The following is a 26655-nucleotide window of genomic DNA, read 5'->3' as shown; positions in this document are numbered from 1 at the left end:
TCGAGCCCCCCACCCCTGTGACCCAACCCGCACCCCGCAAGGCCCCCCACACACACAGCAATGCCCCCGAAGTGGGTCCGGGGGCACTGTACGTGGCGTGGCGACCACGGTGTCTGTCCGTGAATCGAGGTAGAGGGCTCGATGTGTCCTCACGGTGGATTGCTACTGCTCCGGCCCGCGGAGGCGGGCCGAGTCAAGTGCGGGAGGATCAGCCCTTGAGCGTGGTGACCTTGGAAGCAAGCGCCGACTTCTTGTTGGCGGCCTGGTTCTTGTGGATGACGCCCTTCGAGACGGCCTTGTCGAGCTGACGCGCGGCAGCGCGCTGGTACTCGGTGGCCTTCTCGACGTCACCCGCGGCAGCGGCCTCGCGGGCCTTGCGGATCGCGGTCTTCAGGGAGGACTTGACGGCCTTGTTGCGCAGCCGGGCCTTCTCGTTGGTCTTGATCCGCTTGATCTGGGACTTGATGTTCGCCACGAATGAGCCTTTTCAGGTTCTGGCACGGGGCCGCAAGGGTCCCGCGCCGATGATTTTCTTGGGTGTGCCTCGTACTGAGAGGCAAGAGACACAGCCACCCACGCTACCAGCCACCGCCGGACCGCCCAAACCGTCCACCGGCCGCCCGGAAACCACCTGTCCCTGAGGGCCGTCGGCCCCGCGCCCACGCTGGAGATCGCGCGCGATCGAATCGGGGATCGCACCGGGATCGATCGGAGATGCATCGGAGATCGCACGGGGATCGGATCGGGGATCGCACCGGGGCAAATCGGCCCCCGCCTCTCGCGCGTGGGACCATGGAGCCTACGTATAGATCCGACCCGAGACCGCAGACACTGCGGACGCCTCAAGAATCAGGACCCTGCGTGCCCGCGATCCCTAGCCATGTGCCCGAGCCGAGCCGTACCGACCCGGCGCTGATCCGCAATTTCTGCATCATCGCGCACATCGACCACGGCAAGTCCACGCTCGCCGACCGGATGCTCCAGCTGACCGGTGTGGTCGACCAGCGGCAGATGCGTGCTCAGTACCTCGACCGCATGGACATCGAGCGCGAGCGTGGCATCACGATCAAGTCCCAGGCGGTGCGGCTGCCGTGGGCCCCGACCCTCGGGGAGAGTCAGGGCAGTACCCACATCCTCAACATGATCGACACTCCGGGACACGTCGACTTCACGTACGAGGTGTCGCGGTCGCTCGCCGCCTGCGAGGGCACCGTGCTGCTCGTGGACGCCGCCCAGGGCATCGAGGCGCAGACCCTCGCCAACCTCTACCTGGCGATGGAGAACGACCTCACGATCATCCCCGTACTGAACAAGATCGACCTGCCGGCCGCGCAGCCGGAGAAGTTCGCGGAGGAGCTGGCCAATCTCGTCGGGTGTGAGCCCGACGACGTGCTGCGGGTCTCCGCCAAGACCGGTGTCGGCGTCGACGCGCTGCTCAACAAGGTGGTCAAGGAGATCCCGGCGCCGGTCGGGAACGCGGACGCGCCCGCCCGGGCCATGATCTTCGACTCGGTCTACGACTCCTACCGCGGTGTCGTGACGTACATCAGGGTCATCGACGGGCAGCTCACCAAGCGTGAGCGGATCCGGATGATGTCCACGGGTGCCACGCACGAGCTGCTGGAGATCGGTACGAACTCGCCGGAGATGCTCGGTGCCGACGGGCTGGGTGTCGGCGAGGTGGGCTATCTGATCACGGGTGTGAAGGACGTCCGCCAGTCCAAGGTGGGTGACACGATCACCACCTTGCACAAGGGCGCGACCGAGGCGCTCGGTGGTTACAAGGACCCCAAGCCGATGGTCTTCTCCGGGCTGTATCCGCTGGACGGTTCGGACTACCCGGAGCTGCGCGAGGCCCTCGACAGGCTTCAGCTCAACGATGCCGCGCTCGTCTACGAGCCGGAGACGTCGGCGGCGCTGGGCTTCGGTTTCCGTGTCGGTTTCCTCGGGCTGCTGCACCTGGACGTGATCCGGGAGCGGCTGGAGCGGGAGTTCGGGCTCGACCTCATCGCGACCGCGCCGAACGTGGTGTACCGGGTCGACATGGAGGACGGCAGCGAGCACATCGTCACCAACCCGAGCGAGTTCCCCGAGGGGAAGATCGACAAGGTCTTCGAGCCCGTCGTGCGCGCGACGATTCTCGCGCCGTCGGAGTTCATCGGCTCGATCATGGAGTTGTGCCAGACCCGGCGCGGCACGCTGCTCGGCATGGACTACCTCTCCGCGGACCGGGTCGAGATCCGTTACACGCTGCCGCTGGCGGAGATCGTCTTCGACTTCTTCGACCAGCTGAAGTCGAAGACCAGGGGTTATGCCTCGCTGGACTACGAGCCCACGGGTGAGCAGACGTCCACCCTGGTCAAGGTGGACATCCTGCTGCACGGCGACAAGGTGGACGCCTTCTCGGCGATCACGCACCGGGACGCGGCGTACGCGTACGGCGTGCGGCTCGTCGCCAAGCTGCGCGAGCTGATCCCGCGGCAGGCGTTCGAGGTGCCCATCCAGGCGGCCATCGGCTCCCGGGTCATCGCCCGCGAGACCATCCGCGCCATCCGCAAGGACGTCCTCGCCAAGTGCTACGGCGGTGACATCTCCCGGAAGCGGAAGCTGCTGGAGAAGCAGAAGGAGGGCAAGAAGCGGATGAAGATGGTGGGTTCCGTGGAGGTTCCGCAGGAGGCGTTCATCGCGGTGCTCTCCAGCGATGAGAACAGCGGTTCCGGCAAGGGCAAGAAGTAGGGACGCCGAGCGCCTGGTTTCCGGGCGGTACGGGGGGTCCGTCGCGCTTTCGCGTGGCGGGCCCCTTCTTTTCGTTTCTTCTCGTTCCGTGGTGCTCCGGTGGAAGTGACCGTCGATGGCCTCTTACGCACCGGCCGGTCGCGGCTTACTCTGATCACTGCTCCATAGTTACTCGTGAGTTAAACAACAGTCGCAGCTGAGCCAGCCGCACCGTCGCGGGCCCCGGAGGATGTCGTGAGCGACACACAGACCTTGATCGAGAACCGTCCGCCGTCCGTGGCGAGCCTCTTCCTGGAGCGCGTGGCCGCCACGCCGGACGCCGAGGCCTACCGCTACCCGGTGGCGCCTGCTGCGGGCGAGGGCCCGGACGAGTGGAAGTCGCTGACCTGGGCGCAGGCCGCCGAGCGGGTCTACGCGATCGGGGCCGGTCTGATCGAACTCGGTGTCCAGCCCGAGCAGCGGGTCGCCCTGGCCTCCTCCACCCGCCTGGAGTGGATCCTCGCCGACCTGGGCATCATGTGCGCCGGCGCGGCGACGACCACCGTCTATCCGCAGACCAAGGCCGAGGAGTCCGCGTTCATCCTCTCCGACTCCGGCAGCCAGGTGCTGATCGCGGAGGACGCGGCGCAGCTGGCCAAGGCGGTGGAGCGGCGGGCCGAGCTGCCCGAGCTGACGCATGTGGTCGTGATCGATCCGGCGGGTGTGGAGAGCGGCGACGGGGTGCTGACCCTCGCCGAGCTGGAGCGGCGCGGGGCCGTGTATCTGGAGAAGAACCCGGAGCTGATCCGGGAGCGGGTCGGGGCGATCGAGCGGGACCAGCTGGCGACCCTGATCTACACCTCGGGTACCACGGGCCGCCCCAAGGGTGTCCGGCTGCCGCACGACAACTGGTCGTACATGGCGAAGGCGATCGCCGCGACCGGGCTGGTCGGGGCGGACGACGTGCAGTACCTGTGGCTGCCGCTCGCTCATGTCTTCGGCAAGGTGCTGACGTCGGGGCAGATCGAGGTCGGGCACGTCACCGCGGTCGACGGCCGTGTCGACAAGATCATCGAGAATCTGCCGGTGGTGCGGCCGACGTACATGGCGGCCGTGCCGCGCATCTTCGAGAAGGTCTACAACGGGGTCGCGGCGAAGGCGCGGGCGGGCGGCGGTGCCAAGTACAAGATCTTCCAGTGGGCGGCGGAGGTCGCCCGCGAGTACGCCAAGGTCAGCCAGGACAACTTCCGTCGCACCGGTACCGCGGGCGCCCCCTTCGGGCTGGCGGCCCGGCACAAGGTCGCCGACACGCTGGTCTTCGCCAAGATCCGTGAGGCGTTCGGCGGCAACCTGCGCGCCTGTGTCTCGGGTTCGGCGGCGCTCGCGCCGGAGATCGGCTACTTCTTCGCGGGTGCCGGCATCCACGTCCTGGAGGGGTACGGCCTCACCGAGTCCTCCGCGGCCTCCTTCGTCAACCCCGGTGAGGCCTACCGCACCGGCACGGTCGGCAAGCCGCTGCCCGGCACGGAGGTGCGGATCGCGGACGACGGCGAGATCCTGCTGCGCGGCCCCGGCATCATGGAGGGCTACCACGGGCTGCCCGAGAAGACCGCCGAGGTGCTGGAGGCGGACGGCTGGTTCCACACCGGTGACATCGGCGAGCTGTCTCCCGACGGCTATCTGCGCATCACGGACCGCAAGAAGGACCTCATCAAGACGTCCGGCGGCAAGTACATCGCGCCGGCCGAGGTCGAGGGTCAGTTCAAGGCGGTGTGTCCGTACGTCTCCAACATCCTGGTGCACGGCGCCGACCGGAACTTCTGCACCGCGCTGATCGCGCTCGACGAGCCGTCCATCCTGGAGTGGGCGGAGGGCAACGGCCTCGCGGGCAGGTCCTACGCCGACGTCGTCGCGGCGCCGGTCACGGTCGCCCTCGTCGAGGGGTACGTCAAGGAGCTCAACGAGGGCCTCCAGCGCTGGCAGACCATCAAGAAGTTCCGCCTGCTGCCGCGCGATCTCGATGTGGAGCACGGCGAGATCACGCCGAGTCTGAAGCTGAAGCGCCCGGTGGTGGAGCGGGAGTACCGGTATCTGATCGACGAGATGTACGCGGGGACGCGCGAGGCGTAGCGCCGCGGGGCGCCGCCGCCGCTCGGGGGCGGTGGCGCGAGGTGCGCGCGCGGGGTCGCCGGTCGGGAGGACGGAAGGTGACCGGGCACCCGCATACCACTGTTCTCCCTCGCGGTGGCGTACTTCGCTGACTCGGTGATTACGGGCGCGGTCGGTCTGTCACTCTGTCCGGACCGACCGACCGAGGCGTATGCGTCCGAACCGCTGGGGGAGCTGTCCATGGGGGCCTTTCCCCTGCAACGGGAGACCGGTGCGCGCACCCCGAAGGCGCCCGCGTACCCCGGCGCACCCCGGCCCGCGACCACCCACGCGGCGCTGCCCGGCAGTCCGCTCGCGCCGGGCACGGCCCGGGCGCTGGTCCGTGCCGCCCTGCGGGAGTGGTCCGAACTCGGCCTACCGGGAACGGAGTTGCTCACCGACCGGCAGTCCGACGACGCACTGGTCGTGGTCAGTGAACTGGTCACCAACGCCGTCGTGCACGCTGGTACCGATGTCGAGCTGGCGTGCACGCTGGCGGAGGAGACGGGCGCCCTCCTCGTCGAGGTCTGCGACCACCACCCCTCCCGCTCCCCGCGCGAACCCGGCGTCGAACCGGCGCACGGCACAACGGAGTTCGGGCGCGGCCTGCGGCTCGTCAGCACGCTCGCCGACACCTGGGGCATCACCTACCGCACCGGCGCCAAGACCGTGTGGGCGCGGCTGCCCGCCGGGCCGGGCGCGGCCGGTGAGCCCGGCGAGACCGGCGAGAGCAGCGCGAGCGGGGCGTACGACGGAGAGCGCGCCCTCGCAGGCGCCCCCGGGACCGCCGTACCGCCCGCCCCCGGACCCGAGCGTTCCGTACGCGACCCGGAGTGGCTGGGGCGCGGCGCCCTGGCGTTCCTCGCCGAGGCCTCCGACCTGCTCGCCGGACAACTGGACGAGGACCTGGTCGCCGCGCTGACCGGACAGCTGCTGGTGCCCCGGCTCGCCGACTGGTGCGCCGTATGGCTGGAGGACGAGTCGACGGTCCGGGGCGGCGGCTGGGGCGACGGGGCGGGGCCGCGGCTGGCCCGGGTCTGGCACGGCAGCGAGAACCGGACCGAGGAGCTGCGCCGCGCCCTGGAGAAGGACCCGCCGCCCCGCCCGGACACCCTGCGGCCGGTGCCGTACGGGTGGCCAGGCGACGCCCTCGGCGCGGGCGGGCCGCACGGCGCGGCGCTCGCCTACCGGCTGATCGCGGGCGGCCGGCCGCTGGGCACGCTGGTCATCGGCCGGGCCGGGCTGCCGTGTTTCCCCGAGGAGGTCACCGGGCTGGTCGAGGACCTCAGCCGCCGGGTGGCGCTCGCCGTCGGGGCGGCCCGCCAGTACGCCCGCCAGGCCACCATCAGCCGCGTCCTCCAGCGCGGACTGCTGCCCGGCGCGGTCGCCGAGATCCCCGGCGTGCACAGCGCCCTCGTCTACGAGCCGTGCGACAAGGGCGGCCCCAGCGGCGACTTCTACGACCTGTTCCCGGCCGGTGAGGGCCACTGGGGCTTCGCCCTCGGCGACGTGCAGGGCAAGGGGCCGGAGGCGGCCGTGGTGATCGGCCTCGCCCGTCCCTGGCTGCGTCTCCTGGCCCGCGAGGGTTACCGGGTCGCGGACTGTCTCGACCGCCTCAACCAGCTCCTCCTCGACGACGCGACGGAGGCCGCCGACGCGGCGGCCCGCGCCCTGGTGGCGGCCGGCGGCCGCCCCGACGACGGCCCGCAGACCCGCTTCCTCTCCCTCCTCTACGGCGAACTCGTGCCGTTCGACGGAGGGGTCCGCTGCACCCTGGCCTCCGCCGGACATCCGCTGCCGCTGCTGCTCGGCGCCGACGGCAGCGTCCGTACGGCCGCCCGCCCGCAGACCCTCCTGGGGGTCGTCGAGGACGCCACGTACATCAGTGAGACCTTCGAGCTGCGGCCCGGCGAGAGTCTGCTGTGCGTCACGGACGGGGTGACCGAGCGGCGCTCCGGCTCCCGCCAGTTCGACGACACCGACGGGCTGGCGCGGGCGCTGGCGGGCTGCGCTGGGCTCGACGCCGAGCTGATCGCGGAGCGGATCAGGCGGCTGGTGCACGAGTTCGGCGAGCGCCCGCCGGAGGACGATCTGGCGCTGCTGGTGCTCCAGGCGGAGTAGGGCCGCCGGTGCTGGACAATGGAGGGCATGCCTTCCGCACTCCCCGACGGCGAACCCGTCCCCGACGACGGCGCCCTGCCCGCGCAGGCGCTCACCGGCGCCGCCGAGCGGCCCCTCGGGTTCTACCTGCACGTCCCGTACTGCGCGACCCGCTGCGGCTACTGCGACTTCAACACCTACACGGCGACCGAACTGCGCTCGACGGGCGGGGTGCTCGCCTCCCGCGACAACTACGCGGACACCCTGGTCGACGAGGTCCGCCTGGCCCGCAAGGTCCTCGGCGACGACCCGCGCCCGGTCCGTACGGTCTTCGTCGGCGGCGGCACGCCGACCCTGCTGGCCGCGGGCGATCTCGTACGGATGCTGCGCGCGGTCCGGGACGAGTTCGGTCTGGCGCCGGACGCGGAGGTCACCACCGAGGCGAACCCGGAGTCGGTGGACCCCGTCTACCTGGCGGCCCTGCGGGAGGGCGGCTTCAACCGGATCTCCTTCGGCATGCAGAGCGCCAGGCAGCACGTCCTGCGCATCCTCGACCGCACCCACACCCCCGGCCGTCCGGAGGCCTGCGTGGCGGAGGCCCGCGCGGCCGGCTTCGAGCACGTCAACCTGGACCTGATCTACGGCACCCCCGGCGAGTCCGACGACGACTGGCGGGCCTCCCTGGACGCGGCGCTCGGCGCGGGCCCCGACCACATCAGCGCCTACGCCCTGATCGTCGAGGAAGGCACCCAGCTGGCCCGCCGCATCCGCCGCGGCGAGGTCCCGATGACCGACGACGACGCGCACGCGGACCGCTACCTGATCGCGGACGAGGTGCTGGCGGCGGCGGGCTTCGACTGGTACGAGGTGTCCAACTGGGCCACCTCGCCCGCCGCCCGCTGCCTGCACAACGAGCTGTACTGGCGCGGCGCCGACTGGTGGGGCGCGGGCCCCGGCGCGCACTCCCACGTGGGCGGCGTGCGCTGGTGGAACGTGAAGCACCCCGGGGCGTACGCGGCAGCTCTCGCCGCGGGCCGCTCACCGGGCGCGGGCCGGGAGATCCTCAACGAGGAGGACCGGCGGGTGGAGCGCATCCTGCTGGAGCTGCGCCTGCGCGAGGGCGCCCCGCTGGACCTGCTGCGGCCGGAGGGCCTCGCCGCCTCCCGCCGGGCCCGCACGGACGGACTGCTGGAGGGGGCTCCGTTCGAGGAGGGACGCGCGGTACTCACCCTGCGGGGACGGCTGCTGGCCGACGCGGTGGTCAGGGACCTGGTGGACTGATTCCTCTAGGGAGTGAAGCGGTGCGGGACTCCTGGTCCGTCCGTCCGGACACCAGTGAGTTCGCCACCTGCGAGGAGGTCAGGCCGCCCCGCTGGCCGTGACGAAATCGATCAACTCCTCGACGCGGCCCAGCAGTTCGGGTTCCAGGTCCTTGTAGGAGGCGACCCGGGCCAGGATCGCCTGCCACACCGCGCCGGTGTTCTCCGGCCAGCCGACGGCCCGGCACACCCCCGTCTTCCAGTCCTGGCCGTGCGGCACCCGGGGCCACGCCTCGATGCCCACACAGGCCGGTTTCACGGCCTCCCAGATGTCGATGTAGGGGTGTCCCACCACGAGGGCGTGCTCGCTGGTCACCGACTGGGCGATGCGCCACTCCTTGGTGCCGGGGAGCAGGTGGTCCACCAGGACACCGAGGCGGGCGTCGGGCCCGGGGCCGAACTCCTCGACGATCGCCGGGAGATCGTCGACTCCCCCCAGGTACTCCACGACCACGCCCTCGACGCGCAGGTCGTCGCCCCACACCTTCTCGACGAGTTCGGCGTCGTGCCGGCCCTCGACGTAGATGCGCCCGGCGCGGGCCACCCGCGCGCGTGCCCCGGGGACGGCCACCGAACCGGATGCCGTACGGGCGGGCCGCCGCGGACCCGGCGCGGGCTTCACCAGGGTCACCACGCGGCCCTCCAGGAGGAAGCCGCGCGGTTCCAGCGGGAAGACGCGGTGCTTGCCGAAGCGGTCCTCCAGGGTCACCGTGCCGGCCTCGCAGCGGATCACCGCCCCGCAGAAACCGGTCCCGGGCTCCTCGACCACCAGCCCCGGTTCGGCCGGGACCTCCGGGGCGGCCTTGGGCTTCTTCCACGGCGGGGTCAGGTCGGCGGAGTACTGGCGCATTCGGATGACGATAGGAGAACCGGCCCCCGCCTCCTCACGACACGCCGGAACGCGCCGCCAGCGCGTCCCGCTGCGCCCGCACGAAACCCGCGTCCACCACCGCTCCGTGACCGGGCACGTACAGCGCGTCCGCACCGCCCAGGGCGAGCAGCCGGTCGAGGGCGGCCGGCCAGCGCGCCGGTACGGCGTCCGGGCCCGCCTGGGGTTCGCCGGACTCCTCGACCAGGTCGCCGCAGAAGACCACCGCGGGGGAGCCCGGCACCAGGACCGCCAGATCGTGCGCGGTGTGGCCGGGGCCCACGTCCGCGAGCACCACCCGGCGGCCGCCGCCCAGCGGGAGGGCCCGCTCACCGGTGACGGGGTGGCCGGGGCGCACCAGGGCCGCCACCGCCTCGTCCGCCGCCCGCGGGTCCAGCCCGTTGGCCACCGCGTCCGCCCGCAGCGCGGCCCGCCCCCGGTCCAGGGCACCGTCCAGGCCCGCGGCGCCGAACACCTCCGCGTCCCCGAACGCCGCGGCACCGAGGACATGGTCGAAGTGGGCGTGGGTGAGCGCGAGATGGGTCACATCGCGGCCGGTGAGTTCCCGTGCCCTCGCCCGCAGCCGCACGCCCTCCGCGAGGCTCGACCCCGCGTCCACCATCAGCACCGACTCCGGCCCCACGACCAGCCCCGCCGTGCAGTCCCAGCCGGGCAGCCGGCACCGCCCCACCCCGTCGGCCAGCCGTTCCCACCCCAGCTCTTCCCAAGTCAGCGTCATACGGCGACGCTAGCGGGGGCACCCCGTGCCGGCACCTCACGGGACCGGCCTTGCCGGGGGTGTACCTCACAGCCGTACACTGGGCGGGGGAACGTTGGCACTCGCGCGCTCAGAGTGCCAGGAGACACCACCGGGCGACCGGGCGGACGAAGGCTGGAGGTGTGCGCGATGCTCAGCGAACGCAGGCTCGCAGTGCTGCGCGCCATCGTCCAGGACTATGTCGGCACCGAGGAACCGGTGGGTTCCAAGGCGCTCACCGAGCGGCACAGCCTGGGCGTCTCCCCGGCGACCGTGCGCAACGACATGGCGGCCCTGGAGGACGAGGGGTACATCGCCCAGCCGCACACCAGCGCCGGGCGCATCCCCACCGACAAGGGCTACCGCCTGTTCGTCGACAAGCTCGCCGGCGTCAAGCCGATGACCGGTCCCGAGCGGCGCGCGATCCAGAACTTCCTCGACGGCGCCGTGGACCTCGACGACGTCGTGGGCCGTACGGTACGGCTGCTCGCGCAGCTGACCCGGCAGGTCGCCGTCGTGCAGTACCCCTCGCTGACCCGGTCGACGGTGCGGCACGTGGAGCTGCTGTCGCTCGCCCCGGCGCGCGTGATGCTGGTGCTGATCACGGACACCGGGCGGGTCGAGCAGCGCATGATCGACTGCCCGGCGCCGTTCGGCGAGGTGTCCCTGGCGGATCTGCGCGCGCGGCTCAACAGCCGGATCGCGGGCCGCCGTTTCGCGGACGTCCCGCAGCTGGTGCAGGACCTGCCGGAGGCCTTCGAGTCCGAGGACCGCGGCACGGTCACGACGGTGCTCTCCACCTTGCTGGAGACCCTCGTCGAGGAGACCGAGGAGCGGCTGATGATCGGCGGCACCGCCAATCTCACCCGCTTCGTCCATGACTTCCCTCTCACGATCCGGCCCGTCCTCGAAGCCCTGGAGGAGCAGGTCGTGCTCCTCAAGTTGCTTGGTGAGACGGGGGATTCGGGCATGACCGTACGGATCGGTCACGAGAACGCCTACGAGGGACTCAACTCCACGTCCGTGGTGTCGGTCGGCTACGGTTCGGGCGGCGAGGCAGTCGCCAAGCTCGGCGTGGTCGGACCGACCCGCATGGATTACCCGGGAACGATGGGAGCGGTACGCGCAGTGGCACGGTACGTCGGACAGATCCTGGCGGAGTCCTAAGTGGCCACGGACTACTACGCCGTTCTCGGCGTGCGTCGCGACGCGTCGCAGGATGAGATCAAGAAGGCCTTCCGCCGGCTCGCGCGCGAGCTGCACCCGGACGTCAATCCGGACCCGAAGACCCAGGAGCGGTTCAAGGAGATCAACGCCGCCTACGAGGTGCTCTCCGACCCGCAGAAGAAGCAGGTCTACGACCTCGGCGGCGACCCGCTCTCGCAGGCGGGCGCGGGGGCCGGCGGCTTCGGCGCGGGCGGCTTCGGGAACTTCTCGGACATCATGGACGCCTTCTTCGGCACGGCGTCGCAGCGCGGACCGCGCTCGCGTACCCGCCGGGGCCAGGACGCCATGATCCGGCTGGAGATCGAGCTGGACGAGGCGGCCTTCGGGACGACCAAGGACATCCAGGTCGACACGGCCGTCGTCTGCAACACCTGCAACGGCGAGGGCGCGGCCCCCGGCACCTCCGCGCAGACCTGTGACATGTGCCGCGGACGCGGCGAGGTCTCGCAGGTCACCCGGTCCTTCCTGGGCCAGGTCATGACGTCCCGGCCCTGCCCCCAGTGCCAGGGCTTCGGCACGGTCGTGCCCACGCCGTGTCCGGAGTGCGCCGGTGACGGCCGGGTCCGCTCGCGCCGCACGCTCACCGTCAAGATCCCGGCGGGCGTCGACAACGGCACCCGCATCCAGCTCGCGGGCGAGGGCGAGGTCGGCCCCGGCGGCGGTCCGGCCGGCGACCTGTACGTCGAGATCCACGAGCTGCCGCACGCGATGTTCCAGCGGCGCGGGGACGACCTGCACTGCACGGTCACCCTGCCGATGACGGCGGCCTCCCTCGGTACCAAGGTGCCGCTGGAGACGCTGGACGGTCTCGAAGAGGTCGACATCCGGCCGGGCACCCAGTCCGGCCAGTCGATCCCGCTGCACGGCCGGGGCATCACCCACCTGCGCGGCGGCGGCCGGGGCGACCTCATCGTGCACGTTGAGGTCACCACCCCCACCAAGCTCGACCCCGAGCAGGAACGCGTCCTGCGCGAACTGGCGCAACTGCGCGGCGAGGAACGCTCGATAGGCCAGTTCCAACCGGGCCAGCAAGGGCTGTTCTCGCGGCTGAAGGACGCCTTCAACGGCCGCTGAACGCGGGCCGCTCCGGGCATGTGCCATGGGTAAGGCCGGATTCGGACTTGTTCGGAGGACGTGACAACATGCCGTCATGTCCTCCGCGCTGACCGCTCTCTTCCCGCACCCGATCGTGCAGGCCCCCATGGCGGGCGGTGTCTCCGTACCGCGGCTCGCGGCGGCCGTGTCCGAGGCCGGCGGGCTGGGGTTCCTCGCCGCCGGGTACAAGACCGCCGACGGGATGTACCAGGAGATCAAGCAGCTGCGGAGCCTGACCGGCCGGCCCTTCGGGATGAACGTCTTCCTCCCGCAGCCGGAGTATCCCGGCGGGGGCACCGGCTCCGCGGTGGTCGGCGGGGCGCTCCCTTACCGGGCCGCCGTCGACGTCTACGCCCACCAGCTGGCCGGCGAGGCCTCCTGGTACGAGACGGAGCTGGGCGACCCCGACAGCGGTCGCGACGACGGCTACGAGGCCAAACTCGCCGTACTCCTCGACAACCCGGTGCCGGTCGTCTCCTTCCACTTCGGTGTGCCCGCCCCCGAGGTCCTGGAGAAACTGCGCCGCTCCGGCACGTTCACCCTGGTCACCGCCACCACCGTCGAGGAGGCCCTCGTCGTGGAGCGGGCCGGCGCCGACGCGGTGATCGCGCAGGGCATCGAGGCCGGCGGCCACCAGGGCACCCACCGCGACGTTCCGGAGACCGACGGCTCGGGCATCGGGCTGCTCTCCCTGATCGCCCAGATCCGCGAGACCGTCTCCCTTCCGATCGTCGCCGCCGGCGGGCTGATGCGCGGCAGCCAGATCGCCGCCGCCCTCGCCGCGGGCGCCTGCGCCGCCCAGCTCGGCACGGCCTTCCTCGCCACCCCCGAGTCCGGCGCCCACCTCCTGCACAAGCAGGCGCTCACCAACCCCCTGTTCGTCCGTACGGAGCTGACCCGCGCCTTCTCCGGCCGGCCCGCCCGCGCCCTGGTCAACCGGTTCCTGCGCGAGCACGGCCCGTACGCCCCGGTCGCGTACCCGGAGATCCACCACCTCACCGCGCCGCTGCGCAAGCAGGCCGCCGCCGCGGGCGACCCGCAGGGCATGGCGCTGTGGGCGGGCCAGGGCCACCGGATGGCCAGGGAACTGCCCGCCGGCCGGCTCGTGGAGGTGCTGGCCGCCGAGGCCGACGCGGCGGCGACCGCGTTGTCGGCGTTCCCGGCGGGAGGCGGCGGCCGATGACGGCACCGGTGTTCGTCCTCGACCCCCTGGTCCCGCCGGACCTCTGCGGCGGCGAGTACGTCCTCGACGGCCCCGAGGGGCGGCACGCGGTCTCCGTGCGGCGGATGCGGGCCGGTGAGGACGTCGTCCTCACCGACGGGCGCGGGCGCTGGACGGAAGGGGTCGTCAAGGCCGCCGAGGGCAGGGACCGGCTGGTCGTCACGGGCGTCGGCGACTGCACCGACGAGCCCCCGGAACAGCCCCGCGTCACCGTCGTCCAGGCGCTGCCCAAGGGCGACCGCGGCGAACTCGCCGTGGAGACCATGACCGAGACCGGCGTGGACGCCATCGTCCCCTGGGCGGCGTCCCGTTGCGTCACGCAGTGGAAGGGCGACCGGGGCCAGAAGGCGCTCGCCAAGTGGCGGGCCACCGCCCGCGAGGCCGGCAAGCAGTCGCGCCGGGTTCGCTTCCCGGAGGTCGCGGACGCGGCAACGACCCGACAGGTTGCGGCACTTCTGGCCAGAGCCGACTTCGCCGCCGTCCTCCACTCGGACTTCGAGCACGGCAGCGACCCGCTCGCCACCGCCGAACTCCCCGCCGAGGGCGAGATCGTGCTGGTCGTCGGACCCGAAGGGGGCGTCTCCCCCGAGGAGTTGGCGGTGTTCAAGGAGGCAGGTGCCCGGCCGTACGTCCTCGGGCGGACCGTGCTGCGTACGTCGACCGCCGGTACCGCCGCCACGGCCCTGCTCCTGGGCCGCACCGGACGCTGGTCCTGACCACCCGGAAGGGGCGCCCTGGGGCAGCAGTCGAGGGGCGCTCGGGTGGCCGTATGCGCTCTACCGTGTGCGGCGCGGGAGTGGCAGGCTGCCGTCCATGGGGGAATTGAGGCGTTTTCGGTGTCGGCCGCGCGGCCGGCGGGCGGTGGCCGCGACCGGACTGGTGGTGCTCGCCGTGGGCGGGGCGGTCGCGTGCCAACCCGGTGATGTCAGCTCCACCACGGTGGCGTACACGACCGACAGGACGGCGACCGCTGAGCTGGAACGGCAGCACGTGAGCGTCAGTTGGCTGACCTGCACGGGCGACTACGGGGAGCACGGCAAGGCGTACACCCCGGGGAGGAGCCCCTCGCCCACGGCGACCGCCATGGTCTCCGTGGACTGCCAGGGGAAGACGGACGACGACCGGGACATCACCGTCACCGGCCGGGTCACCCGCGCCGTCGACGGCGCCTGCGTCCGCGGTGACCTTCTCGCCGAGGTGGCCGGCCGGCGGGTCTTCCACGTGAGCGGGCTCGGCGACTGCACCGCCGTGCCGCGCTCCTCCCCGTACACCCCGCCCGTCACCCGCCGACCCACCTACGGCGGTCCAGGCCCCACGGTGACCGTCACCCGGACCGTCTGGTGCCCGGGCGACCCCACCTGCCGGTCCGCGGTGGGCAAGTGATCGGAACCGGTGTCGGCGCCAGGCCCGGCTGCATACCCTGATCAGGTGACTCAGCCCGCGTCCTCCGCAGCCGCCGCGTCCTCCGCCTCCTCCCCGTCCGCCGCGCCGGCCCCGCCCGCCGCTGCCACGTATCTCCGATTCCCGCACCTGCACGGTGAGTCGGTCGCCTTCACCGCCGAGGACGACGTGTGGCTCGCCCCCCTCGACGGCGGCCGGGCCTGGCGGGTCAGCGCCGACAACGTGCCGGTGACCCACCCCCGCATCTCGCCCGACGGCACCACCGTCGCCTGGACCTCCTTCCGGGACGGCGCCCCCGAGGCGCACCTCGCCCCCGCCGCCGGGGGACCCGCCAAACGCCTCACCTACTGGGGCAGTTGGCGTACCCAGGTGCGCGGCTGGACGCCCGACGGACAGGTCCTGGCGATCAGCACCCAGGGCCAGGCCGGGGTGCGCCGCAGCTGGGCCCGCGCGATCCCGCTCGACGGCGGCCCCGCCACCACCCTTCCGTACGGACCCGTCGGCCATGTCGCCCACGGCCCGGCCACCGTCCTGCTCTCCGCGCCCATGGGCCGCGAGGCCGCCTGGTGGAAGCGGTACCGGGGCGGCACGGCGGGCAAGTTGTGGATCGACCGCGAGGGCGACGGCCAATTCGCGCGCCTGCACGAGGAGTTGGACGGAAACCTGGAGTACCCGGTGTGGGCGGGGGACCGGATCGCGTTCCTCTCCGACCACGAGGGCACCGGCGCCCTCTACTCCTCCCTCGCCGACGGCTCCGACCTGCGCCGGCACACCCCCCTCGACGGTTTCTACGCCCGGCACGCCGCCGGCGACGGCACCCGGGTCGTCTACGCCTGCGCCGGCGAACTGTGGCTGCTGGACGACCTGGACGGCGCCGAGCCGCGCCGGCTGGAGATCCGGCTCGGCGGACAGCGCACCGACCAGCAGCCGTTCCCGGTGAACGCGGCCCGCTGGTTCGGTGCCGCCGTCCCGGACCACACCGGGCGCGGCAGCGCGGTCGCCGTGCGCGGCGCCGTCCACTGGGTCACCCACCGGCTGGGCCCCACCCGCGCGCTGGCCGCCGAGCCCGGCGTCCGGGCCCGGCTGCCGCGCACCTTCCGCGCGGACGGCGAGGAGTGGGTGGTGTGGGTGACGGACGCCGAGGGCGACGACGCCCTGGAGTTCGCGCCCGCCACCGGACTCGCCCCCGGCGCCGCCCCGCGCCGGCTCGCCGCCGGACGGCTCGGCCGCGTCCTCTCCCTCACCATGGCACCCGACGGCAGCCGGGCCGCCGTGGCCTCGCACGACGGACGGCTGCTCCTCGTCGAGCGGGAGACCGGCGAGGTGCGCGAGGTGGACCGCAGTGAGGACGGCGAGGTCTCCGGGCTCGCCTTCTCGCCCGACTCCGCCTGGCTCGCCTGGTCCCACCCGGGCCCGCGCCCGCTGCGCCAGCTCCGCCTCGCGGACACCACCGACCTGACCGTCACCGAGGCGACCCCGCTGCGCTTCCGGGACTACGCGCCCGCCTTCACCCTGGACGGCAAGCACCTCGTCTTCCTCTCCACCCGCTCCTTCGACCCGGTCTACGACGAGCACGTCTTCGACCTCGCCTTCGTGGTCGGCGACCGGCCGCACCTGATCACCCTGGCCGCGACCACTCCCTCCCCGTTCGGGCCGCAGCGGCACGGCCGCCCCTTCGAGGCGCCCGACAAGGAGGAGACGCCCGACAGCGAGGGCAGGCCCGCCACCCGGATCGACCTCGAAGGGCTCGCCGACCGGATCGTGCCGTTCCCCGTCGAGGCGGGCCGCTACTCCGCCCTGCGGGCCGCCAAGGACGGCGTGCTCTGGCTGCGCCACCCCGTGCGCGGTGTCCTCGGCGCCTCCCGCGCCACCCCCGACGACCCCGACCCCAAGACCGCCCTGGAGCGCTACGACCTCGCCCAGCAGCGCATCGAGCACCTCGCCGCCGACGTCGACCACTTCCGGGTCAGCGGCGACGGCAAGCGCGTCCTGCTCCGGTCCGACGGCGGGCTGCGGGTCGTCCCCAGCGACCGGCGCGCCTCCGACGACGAGCACAGCGACTCCAACATCTCCGTCGATCTCGGCCGGATCCGGCAATTGGCCGACCCGGCGGCCGAGTGGCGGCAGATGTACGAGGAGACCGGCCGCATCATGCGCGACCACTTCTGGCGGCCGGACATGAGCGGCGTCGACTGGACCGGCGTCCTCGACCGCTACCGCCCGCTCCTCGACCGCGTCGCCACCCACGACGACCTCGTCGACCTCCTGTGGGAGGTGCACGGCGAACTCGGCACCTCCCACGCCTACGTCACCCCGCACGGCCACGGCGGCCACGGCGACCGGCAGGGCCTGCTCGGCGCCGACATCTCCCGTCACCAGGACGGCAGTTGGCGTATCGACCGGATCCTGCCGGCGGAGACCTCCGACCCCGACGCCCGGTCCCCGCTCGCCGCACCCGGTGTCGCGGTGCGGGCCGGGGACGCGATCGTCGCGGTCGCCGGACAGCCCGTCGACCCGGTGACCGGGCCCGGACCGCTGCTGGTCGGTACGGCGGGCAAGCCGGTCGAGCTGACCATCTCCCCCTCCGGCGGCGGCGATCCCCGGCACGCCGTGGTCGTCCCCACCGCCGACGAGGAGCCGCTGCGCTACCACGCCTGGGTCGCCGACCGGCGCGCCTACGTCCACGAGCGGTCCGGCGGGCGGCTCGGCTACCTCCACGTGCCGGACATGCAGGCGCCCGGCTGGGCGCAGATCCATCGTGACCTGCGCGTCGAGGTGGCCCGCGAGGGCCTGGTGGTGGACGTGCGGGAGAACCGGGGCGGCCACACCTCCCAGCTGGTCGTCGAGAAACTGGCCCGGCGGATCGTCGGCTGGACGCTGCCGCGCGGCACGCGCGCCTACAGCTATCCGCAGGACGCGCCGCGCGGTCCCGTCGTCGCCGTGGCCAACGAGTTCTCCGGCTCCGACGGCGACATCGTCAACGCGGCGATCAAGGCCCTCGGGGTCGGGCCGGTCGTCGGCACCCGCACCTGGGGCGGTGTCATCGGCATCGACAGCCGCTACCGACTGGTCGACGGCACCCTGATCACCCAGCCCAAGTACGCCTTCTGGCTGGAGGGTTACGGCTGGGGCGTGGAGAACCACGGCGTCGATCCCGACGTGGAGGCGGTGCAGCGCCCGCAGGACCACGCGGCCGGCCGGGACGTCCAGCTGGACGAGGCGATCCGGGTCGCCCTGGAGGCGCTGGAGGCCGCTCCGGCGAAGACCCCGCCGCCCCTGCCCACCGGATGAGGGGGCACGGGACCGGCCCCCGTGCACCCGCACCCGACGACGGTACGATGCCCGCGACCGAGCAACGAGCAACGAGCAACGAGCAACGAGTAAACGAGCAACGAGCACCCCGGAGGGGCCATGGCAGGGGAACCGCAGGACGACTGCCTGTTCTGCAAGATCGTCCGGGGGCAGATCCCGGCGACCATCGTCCGCGAGACGGAGACCACCGTCGCCTTCCGGGACATCAACCCCCAGGCGCCGACGCACGTCCTGGTGATCCCCCGGGTGCACCACCCGGACGCCGCCTCCCTCGCCGCCGCCGAACCGGCGATCGCCGCGGACGTGCTCCGCGAGGCCGGCGAGATCGCCGCCGAGGAGAAACTGGAGGGCTACCGCGTCGTGTTCAACACCGGCAGCGGCGCCGGCCAGACGGTGTTCCACGCCCACGCCCACCTCCTGGGCGGCCGGGGCCTGCACTGGCCTCCCGGGTAACCACCCGTGTCCGTACGCGAGTTGGTCGTCCTCGGCACCGCCAGCCAGGTCCCCACCCGGCACCGCAACCACAACGGCTATCTGCTGCGCTGGGACGCCGAGTGCATCCTCTTCGACCCCGGCGAGGGCACCCAGCGGCAGCTGCTGCGCGCCGGGGTCGCCGCGTACGACCTGAACCGGATCTGCGTCACCCACTTCCACGGCGACCACTCGCTCGGCCTCGCCGGCGTGATCCAGCGGATCAACCTGGACCGGGTCCCGCACGAGATCACCGCCCACTACCCCGAGTCCGGGCAGCGCTTCTACGACCGTCTGCGGCACGCCACCGCCTACCACGAGACGGTCGCCCTCACCGAGGCGCCGGTGGCCGCCGACGGCACGATCGCGGTGACGCCCTCCTACCGTCTGGAGGCGCGCCGGCTCTCGCATCCCGTCGAGTCCTACGGCTACCGGCTCGTCGAACCCGACGGCCGCCGCATGGTGCCCGAACGGCTGGCCGCGCACGGCATCGAGGGGCCCGACGTGGGCCGTATCCAGCGCGAGGGCACCCTGGGCGGCGTGCGGCTCGACGAGGTCAGCGAGGCGCGGCGCGGGCAGCGGTTCGCGTTCGTGATGGACACCCGGCTCTGTGCGGGGGTGTACGCCCTCGCGGACGGCTGCGACATGCTCGTCATCGAGTCGACGTTCCTCGACGAGGACGAGCAACTCGCCGCCGATCACGGTCACTTGACCGCCGGGCAGGCGGCCCGGGTGGCCCGCGACGCGGGGGTGCGGCAGCTCGTGCTGACCCACTTCAGCCAGCGCTACTCCGACCCGGACGCGTTCGCGCGGCAGGCGCGGGCCGCGGGCTTCACGGGGGAGCTGACGGTGGCGCACGATCTACTGAGAGTGCCGGTTGCGAAGCGCAGACAAAACCCCCTTACGATACTTTGATGCCCCTCCCCAAAGCCGAACTGCACCTCCATATCGAAGGCACCCTGGAGCCGGAGCTGGCCTTCGCCCTCGCCGGCCGCAACGGCGTCGAGCTGCCGTACGCGGACACCGAGAAGCTGCGCGAGGCCTACCTCTTCGCGGACCTCCAGTCCTTCCTCGACCTGTACTACGAGCTGATGGCCGTCCTGCGCACCGAGCGGGACTTCGAGGACCTCGCCGACGCGTACCTGGCCCGCGCCGCCGCTCAGGGCGTCCGGCACGCGGAGATCTTCTTCGACCCGCAGGCGCACCTCGCCCGGGGCGTGCCGATGGAGACGGTCGTCGAGGGGCTGTGGCGGGCGCTGGGGGAGAGCGAGCGGCGGCACGGCGTCTCGACGCGGCTGATCATGTGCTTCCTGCGCGACGAGTCCGCCGAGTCCGCGATGGAGACCCTGGACGCGGCGAAGCCGTATCTCGACCGGATCACCGGCATCGGCCTGGACTCGGCCGAGGTCGGGCACCCGCCGGCGAAGTTCCGCGAGGTCTACGAGGCCGCCGCCGCCCTCGGGCTGCGACGGGTCGCGCATGCCGGCGAGGAGGGGCCGCCCGCCTACGTCACCGAGGCGCTCGACGTGCTCGGCGTGGAGCGGATAGACCACGGGCTGCGCTGCGTGGAGGACCCGGAGCTGGTCGCCCGCCTGGTCCGGGACCGGGTGCCGCTGACCCTCTGCCCGCTCTCCAACGTACGGCTGCGCACGGTGGACGTCCTCGCCGACCACCCGCTCCCCGCGATGCTGGACGCGGGTCTGCTGTGCACGGTCAACTCCGACGACCCGGCCTACTTCGGCGGCTACGCGGGCGACAACTACGACGCCGTCCGCGAGGCCCTCGGCCTGACCGAGGAGCGGCTGCGCGACCTGGCCCGCAACTCCTTCACCGCGTCCTTCCTGGAGGACGACGAGGAGCGGCGCGCGCGCTACCTCGCCGAGGTCGAGGCGTACGTCTTCTAGCGGCCCCGCCGGCGCCCGCCCGCCGCCTCATCGCCTGCTGCCTACCGCCACCGCACCGCGCCGCCCGCCGCGGGCGCAGTCGCCTCGATCTTCGCCCGGATCTCCCGCATCACCGCCACGATCCGCTCCTCGTGCTCCGCCGTCAGCCGGGCCACCGGCACCGAGCAGCTGATCGCGTCCGGTGCCGGCGCCCCCGCCTCGTAGCGCAGCGCGAACCCGAAGCCGACGATCCCGAGGACGCCCTCCTCGCGGTCGATCGAGTACCCGCGCGCCCGCACCCCGGCGAGATCGGCGGCGAGCGCCGCCCGGCCGGTGTGCGTGTGGGGCGTCGCGGCCTCGTAGGGCCCCTCGGGCAGCTCGGTGTCGTCCCGTTCGGCGAGCAGCGCCTTGCCGAGGGCGCCGACGTGCGCCGGCAGCCGCCGCCCGACCCGGCTGATCGTGCGCAGGTACTCGTGCGACTCCCGGGTCGCCAGGTACGCCACGTCCCACCCGTCCAGCCGCCCCAGGTGGATCGTCTCGCCGAGCGCCTCGGAGGCCTCGTCGAGGTAGGGGCGTACGACGCGGACGCGCGGGTCGGAGTCGAGGTAGCTGGTGCCGGTGAGCAGGGCGCGGATGCCCGTGCCGTAGAGGGAGCCGGTGACGTCGGTGCGGACCCAGCCGCGCGAGATCAGGGTCTGCAGCAGCGCGTACATCGAGCTGCGCGGCACGCCCAGCTCGTCCGCCAGCTCCTGTAGTCGCGCCGGGCGGTCGCCGCGCGCGGCGAGCAGCTCCAGCAGCTCGACCGTACGCGCGGCGGACTTCACCTCGCGCACGCCACCGGTCTCCGACATGCGCCGATGGTAGCCACGGCGGCGGCCCCATTGACGGCCGGTGTTCGTGTACCTAATCTCTGTCTTCATACGTGGATGAGGTCTACATAGGGAGATGGCTCAGGTGAACGCCGAAACGGAGACCGTGGTGCGGAGGCTGCGCGACGGAATGGCACACGGCGTGCTGTCCTTCCCGCTCACCTCCTTCCACGACGACGGCTCCCTCGACCCCGAGGGCTTCCGCACCCACGTCGCGACCCAGATCGCCACCGCCCCCGGCGCCGTCTTCCCCGCCTGCGGCACCGGCGAGTTCTTCTCCCTCGACGAGGACGAGTACCGCCAGGTCGTCACCGTCACCGTGGAGGAGGCGGCCGGCCGGGTCCCCGTCGTGGCGGGCATCGGCTACGGCTGGGCGCAGGCCGCACGGTTCGCGCGCATCGCCGAGGAGGCCGGCGCCGACGCGCTGCTCGTCCTGCCGCACTACCTCGTCGCCGCCCCGCAGGACGGCCTGGTGGCCCAACTGGAGCAGATCGCCGCCCGCGTCCGGCTGCCGCTCATCGCCTACCAGCGCGGCCAAGTCGCCTACAGCGCCGCCTCGTTGCGACGGATCGCGCGGATCCCCGGAGTCATCGGCCTCAAGGACGGCCACAGCGACCTCGACCGGCTGCAACGCCTCACCCTCGCCGCCCCCGAGGGCTTCCTCTTCTTCAACGGCGCCTCCACCGCGGAGATCCAGGCCCGCGCCTACGCCACCGTCGGCGTCCCCGCCTACTCCTCCGCCGTGCACGCCTTCGCCCCCGAGATCGCCGACGCCTTCTTCACCGCCCTGCGCACCGGAGACGACGGAACGGTCGACAAACTGCTGCGTGACTTCTACGTCCCGCTCGTCGAACTCCGCGACCGGGTACCGGGATACGCCGTCTCGCTGGTCAAGGCGGCGGCCCGGCTGCGCGGGCGCCCGGTCGGCCCCGTGCGCGCCCCGCTCACCGACCCCTCGGCCGCCGACCTGGCCGACCTCACCGCCCTGCTCACCACCGGACTCGACCTCGTAGGAGCCGCCCTGTGAACCTCACCATCACCGACGTGCGGCTGACCCCCATCCTGGTCGCCGACCCGCCGCTGCTGAACACCCAGGGCGTCCACCAGCCCTACACCCCCCGCCTGATCGTCGAGATCGAGACGGCCGACGGGATCACCGGACTCGGCGAGACCTACGGCGACACCAAGTACCTGGAACTGGCCCGGCCCTACGCCACCAAGCTGATGGGCCGTCAAGTATCGGACCTCAACGGCCTCTTCACCCTCGCCGACGAGGTCGCCGTCGCCGCCTCCCGGATCTCCGGACAGGTGGACGTGGGCGGACTGCGCGGGGTCCAGACCGCCGACAAGCTCCGGCTCTCCGTCGTCTCCGCCTTCGAGGTCGCCTGCCTCGACGCGCTCGGCAAGGCCCTCGGACTGCCCGTGCACGCCCTGCTCGGCGGCAAGGTGCGCGACGCCGTCGAGTACAGCGCCTACCTCTTCTACAAGTGGGCGGCCCACCCCGACGGCGTCGCCTGCGAACAGGACGACTGGGGCGCGGCGCTCGACCCGGCCGGAGTCGTCGAACAGGCCCGCCGGTTCAAGGAGCGCTACGGCTTCACCTCCTTCAAGCTCAAAGGCGGTGTCTTCCCGCCCGACGAGGAGATCGCCGCCGTCCGCGCGCTCGCCGCGGCCTTCCCCGGACACCCGCTGCGCCTGGACCCCAACGGCGCCTGGTCCGTGGAGACTTCGCTGAAGGTGGCGGAGGAACTGGGGGACGTCCTCGAATACCTGGAGGACCCCGCGCTCGGCACCCCCGCCATGGCCGAGGTCTCCGCCGGCACCGGCGTACCGCTCGCCACCAACATGTGCGTGACGACGTTCGCCGAGATCAGGGAGGCGTTCACCAAGGACGCCGTACAGGTGGTCCTCTCCGACCACCACTACTGGGGCGGACTGCGCAACACCCAGCAACTGGCCGCGATCTGCCGCACGTTCGGCGTCGGGATCTCCATGCACTCCAACACCCACCTCGGGATCAGCCTCGCCGCGATGACCCATGTCGCCGCCACGGTCCCCGACCTCCACCACGCCTGCGACTCGCACTACCCGTGGCAGTCCGAGGACGTCCTCACCGAACGCCTCGCCTTCGCCGACGGCACGCTCGCCGTCTCCGACGCGCCCGGCCTCGGCGTCGAACTCGACCGAGACAGGCTGGCGTCGCTGCACCGGCGCTGGCTCGACGACGACGGCTCACTGCGCGAACGCGACGACGCCGCCGCGATGCGCGTCGCCGACCCCCAGTGGGTCACCCCGCCGGTACCCCGCTGGTAACTCCGTCTCATCGCAGGCGAACCGACGGCGGCCCGCCGGTACGCCGCCGTCAACTCCTCTTCAGGGCAGGCAAATACACGGGGGCCTGCCGGTACGTCACCGTCAACTCCGCCTTGCGGCAAACGAACGCACGGCGGCCCGCTGACACACCGTCATCAACTCCCGCTCACCGCAGGCGAATTCGCGCGGCGGCATCGCCGGTCCGGCCGCCGCCGGACTCCCGGTCGCCCTCGAAGTCCACCCGCGCCCGGTGCCTGCTGACCGGTATCCGGCGCCCGGCGATGGCCACCACGGCCACCACGGCGCTACGGCCGCTACGGCGCGACGGCCGCGATACCGCTACGGCGTCACCCGCCACCCGTCACCCGCCACCCGTCACCCGCCACGGCGCCACACCGCCACGGCCAAAACCCGTCCCGTCCCCCGTGCCCGGCCACGCCGACCGGGCCCGCACCGGACGCGGCCCGGCCCGCACACCCGGGACCTGCGGCGCCCCGCCCCCCGCGCGGCGCGGACCACCGGCGGGCGCGCCGACCCGTTGTCGGTGCCGTGGTGCACACTGGCCTGATCCGCATCACGCCAGGGAGCCCACCGTGACCGCGTCCACCACGTCCACCGGAAAGGGGCCGTCGCCCGACCGGCAGGGACGAGCCCGCCCGACCGACGTCGACCCGCTGGCGGGGCTGCGCGCGCCGGACGACCCGCCCTGGGACGTGTATCTGACCGGCACCGTCTTCCTCGACATCGTCTTCACCGGACTCGACACCGCCCCGGTGCGCGGAACGGAGTCCTGGGCGCGCGGCATGGGGTCCAGCCCCGGCGGCGTCGCGAACATGGCGACCGCGCTCGCCCGGCTCGGCCTGCGGACCTCCCTCGCGGCGGCCTTCGGCGACGACCACTACGGCGACTACTGCTGGGACGCCCTGCGTCAGGGCGAGGGCATCGACCTCTCCGCCTCCCGCACGGTCCCCGGCTGGCACTCCCCGGTCACCGTCTCCATGGCGTACGAGGGCGAGCGCACGATGGTCTCGCACGGCCACGAGCCGCCCGCCGAGGCCCCGTTCACCGACGAGGTCGCCCCCGACCGGTCCCCCCGCGCGCGTGCCGCCGTCGCCGCTCTCACACCCGGCCGGCCCGCCCCCTGGATCGCCGAGGCCGCCGGCCGGGGCACCCGCGTCTTCGCCGACGTCGGCTGGGACGACACCGGCGCCTGGGATCTCGCCGGGCTCACCGACCTCGCGTACTGCGAGGCGTTCCTGCCGAACGCGGAGGAGGCCATGCGCTACACCGGCGCCGGCTGCCCCCGCGCCGCCGCGCACGCCCTCACCGAGCACGTGCCGCTGGCCGTCGTCACCCTCGGCGCGGACGGCGCCTACGCCGTAGACCGGCGCACCGGGGAGGCCGCCGAGGTCCCCGCGATCGCCGTGGAAGCCCTGGACCCGACCGGCGCCGGAGACGTCTTCGTGGCCGGCTTCGTGGCCGGCACCCTGGCCGGCTGGCCGCTCGCCGACCGGCTGGCCTTCGCGGGCCTGACCGCCGCCCTCTCCGTCCAGGAGTTCGGCGGCTCCCTCTCCGCCCCCGGCTGGTCCGAGATCGGCGCCTGGTGGCGCCGGGTCCAGTCGGTCGAGGGCCAGGACCCGGCCGCCCTGGAGCGGTACGCGTTCCTCGCCGGCCTCGTCCCCCGCGAGCAGGACCGGCCGTGGCCGCTGCGCCGCGCGGTCCCCACCATCGGCTTCGGCCGCTCGGCGTAGGGCGAGCGCGCGGCCACCGTGACAAGTGCACGCCGAAAAGACCTACGGCGATGTCAGTGCCCCGGCGTACCCTGGGAACCACCAGGCCGCCCTTGTGGCGGGCGAGTCGTTTCGAGGAGGACGAGCAAGGCCTTCAGAGCCGGCCCATGACTCAGACACCCACAGCTCACACCCCCGCGCAGGAGCAGGCCAGAGCAGAGTTCACCGTCCCCGACCACCATCCCATGGTGACCGTGCTGGGTTCCGGCGACTCCCTCCTGCGCGTGATCGAGAAGGCCTTCCCGGCGGCCGACATCCACGTCCGGGGCAATGAGATCAGCGCGGTCGGTGACGCAGGTGAAGTCGTCCTGGTCCAGCGCCTGTTCGACGAGATGATGCTGGTGCTCCGCGCGGGGCAGCCGATGACGGAGGACGCAGTGGAACGCTCGATCGCCATGCTCAGGGCGAGCGAGAACGGGGATGGTTCGCAGGAGACGCCGGCCGAGGTGCTGACGCAGAACATCCTCTCCTCGCGAGGCCGCACCATCCGCCCCAAGACCCTCAACCAGAAGCGCTACGTCGACGCCATCGACAAGCACACGATCGTCTTCGGCATCGGCCCCGCCGGCACCGGCAAGACCTACCTCGCCATGGCCAAGGCCGTGCAGGCCCTGCAGTCCAAGCAGGTCACCCGCATCATCCTGACCCGCCCGGCGGTCGAGGCCGGCGAACGCCTCGGCTTCCTCCCCGGCACCCTGTACGAGAAGATCGACCCCTACCTGCGCCCGCTCTACGACGCCCTGCACGACATGCTGGACCCGGAGTCGATCCCCAAACTGATGGCGGCGGGCACGATCGAGGTGGCCCCGCTGGCCTACATGAGGGGCCGCACTCTTAATGATGCTTTCATCATCCTGGACGAGGCGCAGAACACCAGTCCCGAGCAGATGAAGATGTTCCTCACCCGGCTCGGCTTCGAGTCGAAGATCGTGATCACCGGTGACGTGACTCAGGTCGACCTGCCGAGCGGGACGAAGTCGGGGCTCAGGCAGGTGCAGGACATCCTGGAGGGCCTCGACGACGTGCACTTCTCCCGCCTGTCGTCCCAGGACGTCGTACGGCACAAGCTGGTCGGCCGTATCGTCGACGCGTACGAGAAGTACGACAGTGAGAACGGTACGGAGAACGGCACCCACAAGGGCGCCCGTGACAAGCGGAAGTAGAC

At 72.5% G+C, this 26655-nt stretch carries 21 protein-coding genes; 17 read left to right on the top strand and 4 right to left on the bottom strand.

Annotated features, from left to right (window positions below; all coding sequences use genetic code 11):
- Nucleotides 1-208: 208 nt before the first annotated feature.
- The gene (rpsT, locus tag ABZT12_RS05210; protein ID WP_030601710.1) at nucleotides 209-475 is read right to left on the bottom strand and encodes a 30S ribosomal protein S20; all 267 of its coding nucleotides are present in this window, start codon (nucleotides 473-475) and stop codon (nucleotides 209-211) included.
- Between the two features lie 386 nt (nucleotides 476-861).
- Here rpsT and lepA point away from each other — a divergent pair, with 386 nt between their 5' ends.
- From lepA to hemW, 4 genes are all read left to right on the top strand, one after another.
- Nucleotides 862-2736 (top strand): translation elongation factor 4, encoded by a 1875-nt coding sequence (gene lepA, locus ABZT12_RS05205; RefSeq protein ID WP_356377495.1) that lies wholly within the window; start codon nucleotides 862-864, stop codon nucleotides 2734-2736.
- 234 nt (nucleotides 2737-2970) lie between these two features.
- Nucleotides 2971-4845 (top strand): AMP-dependent synthetase/ligase, encoded by a 1875-nt coding sequence (locus tag ABZT12_RS05200; protein ID WP_356377492.1) that lies wholly within the window; start codon nucleotides 2971-2973, stop codon nucleotides 4843-4845.
- Between the two features lie 219 nt (nucleotides 4846-5064).
- Nucleotides 5065-6984, top strand: coding sequence for an ATP-binding SpoIIE family protein phosphatase (locus tag ABZT12_RS05195; RefSeq protein ID WP_356377489.1), 1920 nt, complete (start codon nucleotides 5065-5067; stop codon nucleotides 6982-6984).
- Nucleotides 6985-7011: 27 nt separating this feature from the next.
- Complete coding sequence (gene hemW / locus ABZT12_RS05190) at nucleotides 7012-8244, top strand: radical SAM family heme chaperone HemW (RefSeq protein WP_356377486.1); 1233 nt, start codon at nucleotides 7012-7014, stop codon at nucleotides 8242-8244.
- A gap of 78 nt (nucleotides 8245-8322) precedes the next feature.
- Here the strand turns inward: hemW and ABZT12_RS05185 are convergent, their stop codons facing one another.
- Together ABZT12_RS05185 and ABZT12_RS05180 are read right to left on the bottom strand one after the other, a co-directional pair.
- The gene (locus tag ABZT12_RS05185) at nucleotides 8323-9132 is read right to left on the bottom strand and encodes a DUF3097 domain-containing protein (RefSeq protein ID WP_356377483.1); all 810 of its coding nucleotides are present in this window, start codon (nucleotides 9130-9132) and stop codon (nucleotides 8323-8325) included.
- A gap of 34 nt (nucleotides 9133-9166) precedes the next feature.
- Nucleotides 9167-9889 (bottom strand): MBL fold metallo-hydrolase, encoded by a 723-nt coding sequence (locus tag ABZT12_RS05180; RefSeq protein ID WP_356377480.1) that lies wholly within the window; start codon nucleotides 9887-9889, stop codon nucleotides 9167-9169.
- Nucleotides 9890-10057: 168 nt separating this feature from the next.
- On the opposite strand from ABZT12_RS05180, the gene hrcA reads away from it, so the two are divergent.
- The 9 genes from hrcA (at nucleotide 10058) to ABZT12_RS05135 (ending at nucleotide 20539) form a co-directional block, all read left to right on the top strand.
- The gene (gene hrcA / locus ABZT12_RS05175) at nucleotides 10058-11074 is read left to right on the top strand and encodes a heat-inducible transcriptional repressor HrcA (protein ID WP_356377477.1); all 1017 of its coding nucleotides are present in this window, start codon (nucleotides 10058-10060) and stop codon (nucleotides 11072-11074) included.
- Nucleotides 11075-12208, top strand: a complete 1134-nt coding sequence (gene dnaJ, locus ABZT12_RS05170; RefSeq protein WP_356377474.1) for a molecular chaperone DnaJ — start codon at nucleotides 11075-11077, stop codon at nucleotides 12206-12208.
- 76 nt (nucleotides 12209-12284) lie between these two features.
- Entirely contained in the window at nucleotides 12285-13412 is a 1128-nt protein-coding gene (locus ABZT12_RS05165) for a nitronate monooxygenase (RefSeq protein WP_356377471.1), read from the top strand.
- The gene (locus ABZT12_RS05160) at nucleotides 13409-14167 is read left to right on the top strand and encodes a 16S rRNA (uracil(1498)-N(3))-methyltransferase (protein WP_356377468.1); all 759 of its coding nucleotides are present in this window, start codon (nucleotides 13409-13411) and stop codon (nucleotides 14165-14167) included. The genes ABZT12_RS05165 and ABZT12_RS05160 overlap by 4 nt, the downstream gene beginning before the upstream one ends.
- 97 nt (nucleotides 14168-14264) lie before the next feature.
- Entirely contained in the window at nucleotides 14265-14834 is a 570-nt protein-coding gene (locus tag ABZT12_RS05155; RefSeq protein ID WP_356377465.1) for a hypothetical protein, read from the top strand.
- 147 nt (nucleotides 14835-14981) lie between these two features.
- The gene (locus tag ABZT12_RS05150) at nucleotides 14982-18143 is read left to right on the top strand and encodes a S41 family peptidase (protein ID WP_356378106.1); all 3162 of its coding nucleotides are present in this window, start codon (nucleotides 14982-14984) and stop codon (nucleotides 18141-18143) included.
- 120 nt (nucleotides 18144-18263) lie between these two features.
- The gene (locus ABZT12_RS05145; protein WP_356377462.1) at nucleotides 18264-18617 is read left to right on the top strand and encodes a histidine triad nucleotide-binding protein; all 354 of its coding nucleotides are present in this window, start codon (nucleotides 18264-18266) and stop codon (nucleotides 18615-18617) included.
- Between the two features lie 6 nt (nucleotides 18618-18623).
- Nucleotides 18624-19550 (top strand): ribonuclease Z, encoded by a 927-nt coding sequence (locus ABZT12_RS05140; protein WP_356377459.1) that lies wholly within the window; start codon nucleotides 18624-18626, stop codon nucleotides 19548-19550.
- A complete protein-coding gene (locus tag ABZT12_RS05135) occupies nucleotides 19550-20539 on the top strand; it encodes an adenosine deaminase (RefSeq protein WP_356377456.1) in 990 nt (329 codons plus the stop codon). Before ABZT12_RS05140 ends, ABZT12_RS05135 begins: the two co-directional genes overlap by 1 nt.
- 41 nt (nucleotides 20540-20580) lie before the next feature.
- On the opposite strand, the gene ABZT12_RS05130 is transcribed toward ABZT12_RS05135, so the two are convergent.
- Nucleotides 20581-21369, bottom strand: coding sequence for an IclR family transcriptional regulator (locus tag ABZT12_RS05130; RefSeq protein WP_356377453.1), 789 nt, complete (start codon nucleotides 21367-21369; stop codon nucleotides 20581-20583).
- Nucleotides 21370-21463: 94 nt separating this feature from the next.
- Between ABZT12_RS05130 and ABZT12_RS05125 the strand changes: the two genes are divergently transcribed.
- From ABZT12_RS05125 to ABZT12_RS05110, 4 genes are all read left to right on the top strand, one after another.
- Nucleotides 21464-22414, top strand: a complete 951-nt coding sequence (locus ABZT12_RS05125) for a 5-dehydro-4-deoxyglucarate dehydratase (RefSeq protein WP_356377450.1) — start codon at nucleotides 21464-21466, stop codon at nucleotides 22412-22414.
- Nucleotides 22411-23700 (top strand): glucarate dehydratase family protein, encoded by a 1290-nt coding sequence (locus ABZT12_RS05120; protein WP_356377447.1) that lies wholly within the window; start codon nucleotides 22411-22413, stop codon nucleotides 23698-23700. The genes ABZT12_RS05125 and ABZT12_RS05120 overlap by 4 nt, the downstream gene beginning before the upstream one ends.
- A 593-nt stretch (nucleotides 23701-24293) precedes the next feature.
- Nucleotides 24294-25451 (top strand): PfkB family carbohydrate kinase, encoded by a 1158-nt coding sequence (locus ABZT12_RS05115; RefSeq protein WP_356377444.1) that lies wholly within the window; start codon nucleotides 24294-24296, stop codon nucleotides 25449-25451.
- Nucleotides 25452-25597: 146 nt separating this feature from the next.
- Complete coding sequence (locus tag ABZT12_RS05110) at nucleotides 25598-26653, top strand: PhoH family protein (protein WP_356377441.1); 1056 nt, start codon at nucleotides 25598-25600, stop codon at nucleotides 26651-26653.
- The last annotated feature ends 2 nt before the right edge of the window (nucleotides 26654-26655 follow it).

Origin of the sequence: Streptomyces sp. NPDC005423 (genome assembly GCF_040606415.1) — a bacterium.
GTDB lineage: Bacteria > Actinomycetota > Actinomycetes > Streptomycetales > Streptomycetaceae > Streptomyces.
Note: the sequence above shows the minus strand (reverse complement) of the source record. Positions and strands in the feature narration are given on the sequence as shown.

What these genes read in the sequence shown, in the direction of transcription:
- ABZT12_RS05110 (WP_356377441.1), top strand. Translation starts at nt 25,598, where the DNA reads ATGACTCAGACACCCACAGCTCACACCCCCGCGCAGGAGCAGGCCAGA.
- ABZT12_RS05135 (WP_356377456.1), top strand. Translation starts at nt 19,550, where the DNA reads ATGCCCCTCCCCAAAGCCGAACTGCACCTCCATATCGAAGGCACCCTG.
- ABZT12_RS05165 (WP_356377471.1), top strand. Translation starts at nt 12,285, where the DNA reads ATGTCCTCCGCGCTGACCGCTCTCTTCCCGCACCCGATCGTGCAGGCC.
- ABZT12_RS05130 (WP_356377453.1), bottom strand. Translation starts at nt 21,369, where the DNA reads ATGTCGGAGACCGGTGGCGTGCGCGAGGTGAAGTCCGCCGCGCGTACG.
- ABZT12_RS05160 (WP_356377468.1), top strand. Translation starts at nt 13,409, where the DNA reads ATGACGGCACCGGTGTTCGTCCTCGACCCCCTGGTCCCGCCGGACCTC.
- hrcA (WP_356377477.1), top strand. Translation starts at nt 10,058, where the DNA reads ATGCTCAGCGAACGCAGGCTCGCAGTGCTGCGCGCCATCGTCCAGGAC.
- ABZT12_RS05180 (WP_356377480.1), bottom strand. Translation starts at nt 9,889, where the DNA reads ATGACGCTGACTTGGGAAGAGCTGGGGTGGGAACGGCTGGCCGACGGG.
- hemW (WP_356377486.1), top strand. Translation starts at nt 7,012, where the DNA reads ATGCCTTCCGCACTCCCCGACGGCGAACCCGTCCCCGACGACGGCGCC.
- ABZT12_RS05155 (WP_356377465.1), top strand. Translation starts at nt 14,265, where the DNA reads ATGGGGGAATTGAGGCGTTTTCGGTGTCGGCCGCGCGGCCGGCGGGCG.
- ABZT12_RS05185 (WP_356377483.1), bottom strand. Translation starts at nt 9,132, where the DNA reads ATGCGCCAGTACTCCGCCGACCTGACCCCGCCGTGGAAGAAGCCCAAG.
- ABZT12_RS05195 (WP_356377489.1), top strand. Translation starts at nt 5,065, where the DNA reads ATGGGGGCCTTTCCCCTGCAACGGGAGACCGGTGCGCGCACCCCGAAG.
- ABZT12_RS05125 (WP_356377450.1), top strand. Translation starts at nt 21,464, where the DNA reads ATGGCTCAGGTGAACGCCGAAACGGAGACCGTGGTGCGGAGGCTGCGC.
- ABZT12_RS05145 (WP_356377462.1), top strand. Translation starts at nt 18,264, where the DNA reads ATGGCAGGGGAACCGCAGGACGACTGCCTGTTCTGCAAGATCGTCCGG.